This is a genomic window from Paracoccus hibiscisoli, from assembly GCF_005048265.1.
In the GTDB taxonomy this organism is placed as follows: Bacteria; Pseudomonadota; Alphaproteobacteria; order Rhodobacterales; family Rhodobacteraceae; genus Paracoccus; species Paracoccus hibiscisoli.
This window is the reverse complement of the sequence record NZ_SUNH01000051.1, coordinates 1-9958: the sequence shown is the minus strand read 5'-3', so window position 1 is coordinate 9958 and position 9958 is coordinate 1. Positions and strand designations below refer to the sequence as shown.

At 68.5% G+C, this 9958-nt stretch carries 10 protein-coding genes, 1 tRNA gene and 2 pseudogenes; 1 reads left to right on the top strand and 12 read right to left on the bottom strand.

Translation table 11 applies throughout. The features are described from left to right. Window positions 1–39: 39 nt before the first annotated feature. The 12 genes and pseudogenes from tnpC to FA740_RS18555 all read right to left on the bottom strand — a co-directional run bounded on the left by tnpC (window position 40) and on the right by FA740_RS18555 (window position 9669). Window positions 40–1647 (bottom strand): annotated as a pseudogene (tnpC, locus tag FA740_RS20380) (IS66 family transposase). Then, entirely contained in the window at window positions 1608–2114 is a 507-nt protein-coding gene (tnpB, locus tag FA740_RS18605; protein ID WP_136858304.1) for an IS66 family insertion sequence element accessory protein TnpB, read from the bottom strand. The pseudogene tnpC and the gene tnpB overlap by 40 nt, the downstream one beginning before the upstream one ends. Continuing rightward, window positions 2111–2479: a transposase gene (locus tag FA740_RS18600; protein WP_246053732.1), complete on the bottom strand. Its 369-nt coding sequence runs from the start codon at window positions 2477–2479 to the stop codon at window positions 2111–2113. Before FA740_RS18600 ends, tnpB begins: the two co-directional genes overlap by 4 nt. 246 nt (window positions 2480–2725) lie before the next feature. After that, window positions 2726–2801: transfer RNA gene (locus FA740_RS18595), tRNA-Phe, on the bottom strand. 247 nt (window positions 2802–3048) lie between these two features. Continuing rightward, entirely contained in the window at window positions 3049–3210 is a 162-nt protein-coding gene (locus FA740_RS18590) for a DNA gyrase inhibitor YacG (protein WP_136858302.1), read from the bottom strand. Further along, complete coding sequence (locus FA740_RS18585; protein WP_136858301.1) at window positions 3210–4265, bottom strand: ribonuclease E/G; 1056 nt, start codon at window positions 4263–4265, stop codon at window positions 3210–3212. Before FA740_RS18585 ends, FA740_RS18590 begins: the two co-directional genes overlap by 1 nt. Then, window positions 4262–4861 (bottom strand): Maf family protein, encoded by a 600-nt coding sequence (locus FA740_RS18580; protein WP_136858300.1) that lies wholly within the window; start codon window positions 4859–4861, stop codon window positions 4262–4264. Before FA740_RS18580 ends, FA740_RS18585 begins: the two co-directional genes overlap by 4 nt. Before the next feature lie 40 nt (window positions 4862–4901). Next, complete coding sequence (gene infA / locus FA740_RS18575; RefSeq protein WP_010397442.1) at window positions 4902–5120, bottom strand: translation initiation factor IF-1; 219 nt, start codon at window positions 5118–5120, stop codon at window positions 4902–4904. An 87-nt stretch (window positions 5121–5207) separates the two neighbouring features. Then, the gene (locus FA740_RS18570) at window positions 5208–6332 is read right to left on the bottom strand and encodes a FliM/FliN family flagellar motor switch protein (protein WP_136858299.1); all 1125 of its coding nucleotides are present in this window, start codon (window positions 6330–6332) and stop codon (window positions 5208–5210) included. Between the two features lie 61 nt (window positions 6333–6393). Then, window positions 6394–9045 (bottom strand): sensor histidine kinase, encoded by a 2652-nt coding sequence (locus tag FA740_RS18565; protein ID WP_136858298.1) that lies wholly within the window; start codon window positions 9043–9045, stop codon window positions 6394–6396. Further along, the gene (locus FA740_RS18560) at window positions 9035–9310 is read right to left on the bottom strand and encodes a hypothetical protein (RefSeq protein WP_136858297.1); all 276 of its coding nucleotides are present in this window, start codon (window positions 9308–9310) and stop codon (window positions 9035–9037) included. Before FA740_RS18560 ends, FA740_RS18565 begins: the two co-directional genes overlap by 11 nt. Next, complete coding sequence (locus FA740_RS18555; RefSeq protein WP_136858296.1) at window positions 9310–9669, bottom strand: response regulator transcription factor; 360 nt, start codon at window positions 9667–9669, stop codon at window positions 9310–9312. The genes FA740_RS18560 and FA740_RS18555 overlap by 1 nt, the downstream gene beginning before the upstream one ends. 166 nt (window positions 9670–9835) lie before the next feature. On the opposite strand from FA740_RS18555, the pseudogene FA740_RS18550 reads away from it, so the two are divergent. Next, window positions 9836–9958: pseudogene (locus FA740_RS18550) on the top strand (IS5/IS1182 family transposase); the annotation flags it as partial.

Genomic DNA, 9958 nt, shown 5'->3' with positions numbered 1-9958 from the left:
CCCAACCATGGAAGACCGTCAGTACGCGACGACGAGGCCCTAGGCGGCGAGGCTTGCCGGCTGTGCGTGCCGCCAGGGCATGAGGTCTTCGATGCGGGATTTGGGGTGTCCGTCGAGGATGGCGCGGAGGGTGTCGGCGAGATAGTCGACGGGGTTCACGCCTGCCATTTAGCAGATGGCGACAAGCGAGGCGAGCATGGCCCAGTTCTCGGCGCCGACCTCGTTGCCGGCGAAGAGGGCGTTTTTGCGGGTCAGCGCGATCGGACGGATCTGGTTTTCGGCCGGGTTGGTGTCGGGCTCGAGGGTTCTGTGGTCGAGGAAGCGGATCAGGCCTGGCCAGTGCGCAAGGGTATAGCGGATATCCTCGGCCAGAGAGAGTTTCTGCGGGATGCGCGACAGCTGAGTTTCCAGCCAGGGCCTGAGCGCGGCGATGATCGGGGCCGAGTGCTCGCGCCGGGCAGCGAGGCGGTTGCTGGGGTCGTGCCCGCGCACCGTCTTCTCGATCCGATACAGCAATGCGATCTGGCGCAACATTTCCTCGGCGATGGGCGAGCCCTCGCTCTCAAAGCGCTTCACGAAGCGACGGCGGACATCGGTCCAGAAATTGACCAGCTGCCACGGCCCCTGATCGCGCGTGATCTCGGTCAGCGCGTTGTAGGACTGGTAGGCGTCACATTGCGAGGCAACCGGCCGCGGTATCCGGCGAGGAACTTCAGCGGATGCTCCCGTCCTCGGCCGGGGGCGTAGTGGAACAGCATGATGGGCGGACCGACACCGCCATGGCCGCGATCGTCGGAGACGACGGCCCAGAAGTGGCTGCTCTTGGTGACCTTCCGGCCCGGATCGAGCACCGGCGCGCGGGTCTCGTCGACGAAGATCCGGTCGGCGCCGCGCAGATGAGCCTTCATGTGGTCGATGACAGGCATCAGGTGGACTTGAGGGGACCGTGGCCCCAGTGGGGCCGCGTAAGCCCCGAAAGGCGCGCCCCGTCCAGTTGCCGAGTGTGCCACGGTCGAGGTGGAGACCTTGCCGCTCGAAGATCCCCGCTTGGCGGTAGAACGGAAGGTGGTCGCCAAACTTCGAGACGATGATCCACGCGATCAGCCGTTCAATCGGCAGCCCGCCAGGGGCAACATGCTCGGGCGCATGCGCCTGCACCACGGCCTGCGAGCAGCGGCGACAGGCGTATCTCGGGCGCCGCGTCACCAGCACCTAGAACTCCGCCGGGATCACGTCGAGCCGCTCGGATATATCTTCCCCAATCCGGGCCATCTCACCGCAGCCGCAGGGGCATTGGATGCTGGCGGCGTCGATCACGCGCTCAACCCGGGGCAGGCGCGCCGCCAGATGCCCGCGGTTGCGCGCGGGCTTACGAGGTTCTTCCCCGCGCGCTTGGGCAAGCGCGGCCTCTGCCTTCTCCTGCGCGGCCGCGAGAATGCCCTGGGCCAGTTCGGCATCCTCGGGCGGCAGATTGAACTGGTCGGGTGACAGCTTCTCGGAACTCTTGCCGAAGCGCTCGCGCTGCGATGCCCGCAGGATGCCCTCCAGCCGACGATTGGCCTCCTGCACCTCCACGAGCGCCGCCTCGACCTCGGTCAGGCGGGCCTTCAGATGAGCGTTCTCACGGCTGAGGGCATCGGCATCCATACCTCGGAGTGAATCACGCTAACGCGGTTCTGGCTAGCAAAAACAGGGAATTCCCGTGCGTCCGCTCGCTCACCCTGCGACCAGCGGACGCCGCGCCCGTTCCGGCCGCACCAGCCGCCAATCCAACCCTTCGACAGAGCCGCCAGCTGCGCCGAGGAGATCCGCATCACTCCGTCCCGCATCTGCGGCCAGACGAGCTTGCCTCCCTCAAGGCGCTTGTGAACGAGCACCATTCCGGTCTGATCCCAAACCAGCAGCTTGATCCTGTCCGCCCGTTTCGAGCGGAAGACGAAGACCGCCCCACAGAATGGATCGAGCCCAAACATCTCCTGCACCGCCAGCGCGAGGCCGGTCGTCGGGAAAACAGTCCACCGGACTGTTTTCTGACCCTCCTCACTCCCCTTGCGGAAGTCCACCGGGCGCGTCACCATATAGACCTTTGTCGGCCCTCCCTGACCGAGCATCATGATGTCCCCGTCCGCGCCGCCCGGATGGACCTGGTCAGCAGGATCTCATCGGCGTCGGCCCCGACGCCGATCACGACATCGCCGACAACGATCTCCACGCCGGTGGCGACCTCCGTCTCTGTCGGCATCGCCGCTGCGGGACGCTCGACCACCAACTCTGCAAACTTCGGCAGGGCCGCCACGCTCTCGGGTACGACAAGCTGCCCCGTCCGCAACTTCTTCCGCCAGTCGTAGGCCTGCCAGCGCGTGCTCCCGTGCTGCTGCGCGACATCCGTTACCGAGGCCCCCGGCACCAGACTCTCCGCCGCGATCCGCGCCCGCTCCGCCTTCGTGCGCCGCCGACGCCCGCTCAGCCCCTCGATCACCTCCAGCCGAGAATCCCTCAGTCCCCTGGGCCGTCCAAATGGACGCCCACTTTGCCGTCTCGTTCCAAACCAACACCTCCAACGCTCATGCGCACGGAGAATGGCCCGGTCAGATCAGAAGCGGCAGGAGGGGGGCCGCGTCGCGCTTACCTTGTGCCACGCTCATATCACAGCTCAAAAACGAGATTCGGTAACCTGACTCAGCGGCCAAGTCCTTAGTAAGCTGACAATGCAAGAAATTTCAAATGGTGCCCGGAGACGGATTTGAACCGCCGACACGCGGATTTTCAATCCGCTGCTCTACCAACTGAGCTATCCGGGCTCCGAACGGATACGATGCTCCGTGGATGCGCCGCTTTTACGAGGCGTCTTCAATGCTGTCCAGACCAAATCTTGGATTTTTGTGTCAGTCCCGCATTTTGGCGGGCGCAGATGCGGGGCAAGGTCGGAGACGTCGCGATGCTGCCGCTTGTGCGAAAAGAACGCACAGGCAGAGCGTACTACGGAGCATCGGATGGGCCCGCAGGTCGCGATCGTGCGGGTCGATATCAGGCGGGCCAGAGCTAGCCTCAGGGACGGTCGGGGTCGTCGTCCGGCAGATCCTCCAGCGGCGGGCCCGGGATCACGTAGGCGCCGCGCAGCCATTTCGCCAGATCGACATCGGCGCAGCGCTTGGAGCAGAACGGGCGATAGCGCGGGTCGCTGTCCTTGGAGCAGATCGGACAGGCCATCAGGCCGCCCCGCTGGCCGCGGCCAGTCGCGCCAGCGGCACCCGGTCGCGTTTGCGCGTCAGCTCATAAAGACCCATCGCGGTCCAGCCGACCAGCGTGGTCTCGGACCCGGCGCCGCGAAACGCGGCCTGCAGCACCTGATCCAGCGTGGCGCGATCCCGCTTGGGCATGGGCGCGAAATCGATCACGATCTGCCCGCCCAGACCGCGCAGCGCCAACTGGCGCGGCAGCTCGCGGGCCAACGCGATGTTCGCCTTGAGACCCGCAGCCAGAGAGGTGTCATTGCCGGTGTTCACATCCACGGCCACCAGGGCGCGCGTCGCCTCGATGAAAGCATCCCCGCTGCCCGGCAGCGAGATCCGCGGCGACAACAGCGCGTCGACCGCCTCCAGCACACCGCAGCGATCAAAGCTGTCCTCGCCCTCCTCGACCGCGTCGGGGGCAGGGTCGGCCCAGTCCATCCAGGCCTGCTCCCAGGGCGTGGGTGCGTCCAGCAGCAGTTCGGGCGCGCCCGTCGTCTCGGCGCAGACGCGGTCGGTCAGCTCGATCAGCTCGGCCAGCTCATCGCGGATCTCGTCATCCTCGGCGTCGAGCCCGGCGCTGCGCATGATCAGCCCATAGGGACGATCCTCCAGCAGGGCCCGGCCCAGGGACGCCAGTTCGTCGCGGCGATCCTCGTCGCGGATGCTGCGCGAGACATTGACCCCCGGCGCCCCCGGCGTGACCAGCGCGTGGCGGCCGCGAAACAGCAGGCGGGTGGACAGGGGCAGCGCCTTGCCGTCCTCGGCCACGCCCGCGATCTGGACCAGCAGGGGCTTGCCCTCGGAGACGCCCTTGCGGTCGCGCAGATAGCCGGTCTGGCCCTCGGGCAGGCGCAGGAAGACGCCGCCCTGCCCCTTCATGAAGCGGTCGGTCGCCGCGCGACAGATCGCGCCCGGCGGCAGCGCCGTCAGCGGATCGCTGGCGACCAGCAGATCGACCAGTTGGCCATCCTGCATCAGGGCGGCGGCTTCGAGGCCGAACAGATGCCCCAGAACGACTTGGCGACCCTTCATGGGGCGTCTCCTTTCGGGGTGGGGTGAATGCCGATCGCGGCCAGCATCGCCGCGGTCTCGGACAGCGGCAATCCGACCACGGCCGAGAACGACCCCTGCAACCAGGGGATGAAGGCCGCCGCGGCCCCCTGAATGGCATAGCCTCCGGCCTTGCCCTGCCAGTCGCCCGCATCCAGATACCGCTCCAGCGCGGCATCGTCGATCGAGCGCATGCGCACGCGCGTCTCGACCAGGCGCAGCGCGGTGCGCGGCCCGTGACGCAGCGCGATGGCGGTCAGCACGACATGGCGGCGGCCCGACATCAGCCGCATGAAGGACGCGGCCTCGGCCCGGTCGGCGGGCTTGCCCAGGATGCGGCGTCCGACGGCGACCGTCGTGTCCGCCGTCAGCAGCGCCTCATCCGGCGCCAGATCCAGCGCGGCGGCCTTTTCCGAGGCCATGCGGCGGACGTAATCGCGGGGCGGTTCGGCCTTGCGGGGGGTCTCGTCGATATCGGCGGGGCGCAGGGCGTCGGGCACGATCCCGATCTGGGCCAGAAGTTCCAGCCTCCGGGGGCTGGCCGAACCCAGGATCAGCCTGGGGCGTGTCTGGGCCATGAGGCGGCCTCCGGTGGTGTCGGCCGTCCCGGGGGACGGCTTATTTGAAGCGGTAATTGATCCGCCCCTTGGTCAGGTCATAGGTGTTCATTTCCACCTGCACCTTGTCGCCAGCCAGAACACGGATGCGGTTCTTGCGCATCTTTCCTGCCATATGTGCGATGATCTCATGGCCGTTTTCAAGCTCGACCCGGAATGTCGCATTGGGCAGGAGTTCCTTCACGACGCCGGGGAATTCGAGCATTTCTTCCTTGGCCATGGTCACTCCGTCCTTAACATCCCGCAAGATTCGGGACCGCCGTTACATGCGACCAGAATGCCGGGAATTCAAGGAAAAAGCGTCCGCTCACCCGTTCAGCGCCGTCAGGTCACCGCCAAAGCCAAAGCCGCCCCCGACATCCGCGTCCTGCGCCGTGCGAAACGGGTCGGGTTGCGACAGGTCGGCCGGCACCAGCGCGGCACCCAGGGCCATGCCCATCCCCATGACCGGCATGCCCATCGCGGGGGTCGCCTCGTCGGTGGCGGCCTGCGCCGGATCGCGAAGCCTGATCGCGTGGCAGCCCTCGGCCTCTCCGAACTTACCGGTGGCCAGAACCTGGCCGTCCTGCGTCTCCAGCGTGGCATTCGTCAGGCTGGTGCGTGGCAGGGTCAGCAGCCGCCCCTCCAGGAAACCGCGCAGCTCGGCCAGGGTCACGCGCTTGCGGCACAGCACCCCGGTGACGGCGATCGGCGCGTCCTGCATCGGCTCGGCCAGGCTGGGGCGCGGCAGGACCGGAGGCGGGGGCGGCGCTGGAATAGGTGCCGGAGCAGGTTCGGCGCGCGGCTGCGCCCCGGCCGCCGGTTGCGGCAGCGCCAGCAGAACGCGCCCCTCGCGGGCCTCCGCGCCGCCCATCGCCAGCTCAAAGGACAGGCTGCGGAAGGGCCTGTCGTCCAGCATCAGCGACAGCGGTCGCGGGTCGTCCAGATGGGTCAGGAAGCGGTATCCGCCGATGGCGTCGAACCCCTCGACGCCCGTCATCTCGACCGGCAGTTCGGTCAGCAGCGCATTGATGAAATCGGCGCAAAGCAGCGCGTCGCTGCGCGTCGGGCGGCGCCGCTCCAGCCCGCGATTGGTCACCCGGCCCAGGGCCTGCCATTCCACCAGAGACGCGACCGCCTGCGGACACAGCGCGATGGCGCCCAACAGATCGCCCGGCCCCTGCAGCACCGCGACCAGCGGCAGCTCGGGCAACATTTCGGGCAATTCGGCCAGGGTCAGCGCACCGGGGCGCACCGACAGGGCGCGCACGGGCAGCTGATACAGCCGGTCGGCGGCGCGCCCGATGGCGGTGGCGGCTGCCCGCGCGGGCGTGGGCGGCGGCGGCGCGGGCAGCTGCGGCGCGCCGCCCTGCCCCAACCGGACCTGCGCGCGCGCCTGCAGCATGCGGCGCAAAACGCCCGGTCCTTGGTTGTTGGGGTCTGCCTGGGTCATATCACGTCCGAATCACGCTGTCGCTGCCCGTCCAAAATGACCCGTCTGGGTTGAGAAACCGTTAATCCGGCAAAGAACCCGACGGCGGACGCGCCGGCAGCTGGATGCGGAACGCGGCCCCGCCCTGGCCGGGCAGATAGCTGATCTCTCCGCCCAGGGTCAGCATGATCTCGCGGCAGATGGCCAGGCCCAGGCCCGCGCCGCCCGCCCGCGCAGGGTCGTTCAGCCGGGCGAATTTCTCGAAGATCAGCGACTGGCGGCCGCTGTCGATGCCGCTGCCGTTGTCGACGATGTCGATGATCGCGCCGCCGGATTCGGGGCGGCGGACGCGGATGATCAGCACCGGATGGGCGGCGTCGCAATATTTGCGCGCATTGCTGATCACGTTGATCAGGACCTGCAGCAGGCGGTCGGCATCGGTGATCACGCCCAGATGTTCCGCGGGCAGGTCCCGGTCGATCAGGAACCCGCGTTCGGGCCGCGTGGCCGAGGCCGCCGTCAGCGCCCGCCCGATCAGGTCATGCAGGTTCGCCACCGTCACAGTCAGCTGCGCGCGCCCGCTTTCCAGCACCGACAGGTCCAGCAGGTCGTCCAGCAGGCGGGTCAGGCGCCCGGCCTCGTCATGGATGATGCCCGCAAAACGGCCGCGTTCCTCGGGCGTCAGGGTGGGGTCCTTGAGGATCTCGGAGAACGCCCGGACCGAGGTCATGGGCGTGCGCAATTCGTGGCTGATCTGGCCCAGAAACGCGTCCTTTTGCACCGACAGCGCGGTCAGCTTGTCATTGGCCTGGCGCAGCTGGCGGGCGGTGCGGGTCAACTCGGCCTGGGCGGCCTCCAGGCGCTGCGTCTCCTCCTTGGCGCGCTGCGCCTCATCCGCGACCTGCAAGAGGTCCGCCACGGTCAGCGCGACGCCCCCCGCCACGCGGTCGATCATCGCATGCGCCGTGGCCGACCCGATGGAGCCCGCCAGCCGCCGCTCCAGCCGCGTCAGGAACCGCGGCGTCAGGTCTGGCAGATAGCCGGTCTTGCCCTGCGCCCGCGCCTCGGCCTGGAAATAGCGCAGGGCGGCGTCCGGCCCCCAGACCCGGCGCGCCATCGCCAGCAGCGGCTCGGCCCGGTCGTCGGCGCGCAGCATGCGGCTGTGGCGGATCGGCTCCACCGCCGAGACGAAGGACAGGCCCTGCAACCGTTCAACGGGATCGGGAAAGCCAAAGATCGACATGCCGACAAAGGCCAGCGTGTTCAGCGACAGCGACAGCGCCACCGCCGCTGTCCAGGGGTCCACCCCCGCAGGCACCGGCAGATCGCCCCCCACGCCGATTGAGGGCAGAAAGATCAGCGCCATCCACAGGACCAGCCCCGACCCGATCCCGGCATAGGCGCCCTTGCGGTTGGCGCCCCGCCACAAGAGCCCGCCCAGCATCGCGGGCAGCACCTGCGCCATGCCGGTGAAGGCCACCAGGCCCATCGCCGCCAGCGCCGCCGCCCCGCCCGAGGCCTCGTGATAGACCCAGCCCGCCGCGACCACCGCCAGGATCGCCATGCGCCGCGCGTTCAGGACAAAGCCGCGCAGATCGTCGGTCTCATCGGGGGCGGGGATGCGGCGCAGGGCCAGCCAGGCGGGGACCAGCCAATGGTTCGACACCATCGTGGCGACAGCGATCGCGCACATCACCACCATCGACGTCGCCGCCGAGAACCCGCCCAGAAACACCAGCAGCGCCAGCATATCCTGTCCCGCCGCCGCAGGCAGGGTCAGCACATAAAGGTCGGGGTCCGACCCCGCGGGCAGCAATTCGCGCCCCATCACCGCGATGGGCAGCACGAACAGCGACATGATGAACAGATAGGCCGGGAAGGCCCAGCCCGCGACATGCAGGCGTTCCTCGTCGGCGGCCTCGACCACCATCACCTGGAACATGCGCGGCAGGGTCAGGATGGCGGCCGCCGACACCAGGATCAGCGCGGTCCAGCGGTCGGGCTTCAGCAGCCAGCCCTCGGCCACGGCGGGGTCGGCGGCGGTGCGGGCGATGCGGTCCAGCATGTCGCCCGGCCCGTCCGCCAGCCCCCAGACCACAAAGACGCCCAGGGCGACAAAGGCCAGCAGCTTGACCACCGCCTCCAGCGCGATGGCTGTGACGACACCGTGGTGGCGTTCGTCGGCGGCCAGGTTGCGCGTGCCGAACAGGATGGTGAACAGCGCCAGCCCCGCCGCGACCCACAGCGCCGTGCCGCCCATCGCGCCCGTGTCGGGACCGTTCGGCGCGTTGGTCGCGAAGACCTCGAAGGACAAGCGCACCGATTGCAGCTGCAGCGCGATATAGGGGGTCGAGGCGATGACCGCGATCAGCGTCACGATGGCCGCCAGCCGGTTCGATTTGCCGAACCGGGCCGAGATCAGGTCCGCGACCGAGGTGACATGATGCATCCGCGCCACCCGCACCAGCCGCCGCAGCCCCCACCAGGCGGCTGTAAACACCAGCGTCGGCCCCAGATAGATCGTGGCGAACTCCAGCCCCGAGCGTGACGCATAGCCCACCGCGCCGTAAAACGTCCAGGCCGAGCAATAGACCGACAGCGACAGCGTATAGACCAGCGGGTGATCCAGCCAGCGCACATGCCCCCGCGCCGCCGCCCGGTCGGCCGCATAGGCCACCCCGAACATCAGCGCGACATAGGCCAGACAGGTCGCCAGCAGCGCCTCAAAGGGCATCGGGGTCCTCCGGCGGGGTGTCGGCGCGCAACGTCGCGTCCTCGGCCCGCAACAGCGCGCGGTGCAGCGCCCAGACCGCGACGATCAGCACCGCCCACAGCCCGAACAGCCAGACCGCGCCCCCCGCATAGGACAGCACACCCGGCATCCACCAGATCGGCACCAGCAGCAGCAGCATGGTCACGACAGGCAGCACCCGCGCCGCATCCCCCAACCGGCGGCGGTGGAACGAGGCGCGTTCCAGGAACAGCGGGCGGTCGGGCATCAGGCCAGCATCCGGCGCACCATCGCGCGCAGGTCGTCATTCTCAAACGGCTTGGCCAGCACGGCATCGGCCTGCGCGCCCAGATCGGGCACCTGGCCGCGTGCGGTCAGCATCAGAACCGGGGTCGAGGCCAGCGACGGGTCGCCCGCGCCGCGCAGATCCTCCAGGATCTCGGCGCCCGAGCGGTTGGGCAGCATCATGTCCAGGATCACCAGGCGCGGGCGGGCGGCCTGGATCGCCTCGATCCCGCCTGCCCCGTCAGCGTGCAGATCGACCTGCCATCCCTCGCGCGACAGGATAAAGCGCACCGCCTCGGCGATGTTGGGCTCGTCCTCGATCATCAGGATATCCAGTTGCATCCGCCGCCCCCCCTTGCGGCCCGGCTAGGCGGGCCGGACAGTGGCGCGGATCATGGGCCAGATCACGGTGCCGTGTCAAAGCCCCGTTTCAGCCCGCGGCGCGGCTCTGTTGCACAAATCGCGTGAGGGATTCATCTTGTGAATCCAGCGTGGTAGCTGGGGGCGCATGAGCCGACCCAGCCCCCCCGCCTACAAGATCAGGAATTGGCCCGCCTAGAACGAAGCTCTGAAGCGTCGTGGCTCGCTGACGATCTGGTTCGATCCCGAGATGACCTGGGAGGCCAGGCCA

What these genes read in the sequence shown, in the direction of transcription:
- tnpB (WP_136858304.1), bottom strand. Translation starts at nt 2,114, where the DNA reads ATGATGCTCGGTCAGGGAGGGCCGACAAAGGTCTATATGGTGACGCGC.
- FA740_RS18590 (WP_136858302.1), bottom strand. Translation starts at nt 3,210, where the DNA reads ATGGCCTGTCCGATCTGCTCCAAGGACAGCGACCCGCGCTATCGCCCG.
- FA740_RS18585 (WP_136858301.1), bottom strand. Translation starts at nt 4,265, where the DNA reads ATGAAGGGTCGCCAAGTCGTTCTGGGGCATCTGTTCGGCCTCGAAGCC.
- FA740_RS18580 (WP_136858300.1), bottom strand. Translation starts at nt 4,861, where the DNA reads ATGGCCCAGACACGCCCCAGGCTGATCCTGGGTTCGGCCAGCCCCCGG.
- infA (WP_010397442.1), bottom strand. Translation starts at nt 5,120, where the DNA reads ATGGCCAAGGAAGAAATGCTCGAATTCCCCGGCGTCGTGAAGGAACTC.
- FA740_RS18570 (WP_136858299.1), bottom strand. Translation starts at nt 6,332, where the DNA reads ATGACCCAGGCAGACCCCAACAACCAAGGACCGGGCGTTTTGCGCCGC.
- FA740_RS18565 (WP_136858298.1), bottom strand. Translation starts at nt 9,045, where the DNA reads ATGCCCTTTGAGGCGCTGCTGGCGACCTGTCTGGCCTATGTCGCGCTG.
- FA740_RS18560 (WP_136858297.1), bottom strand. Translation starts at nt 9,310, where the DNA reads ATGCCCGACCGCCCGCTGTTCCTGGAACGCGCCTCGTTCCACCGCCGC.
- FA740_RS18555 (WP_136858296.1), bottom strand. Translation starts at nt 9,669, where the DNA reads ATGCAACTGGATATCCTGATGATCGAGGACGAGCCCAACATCGCCGAG.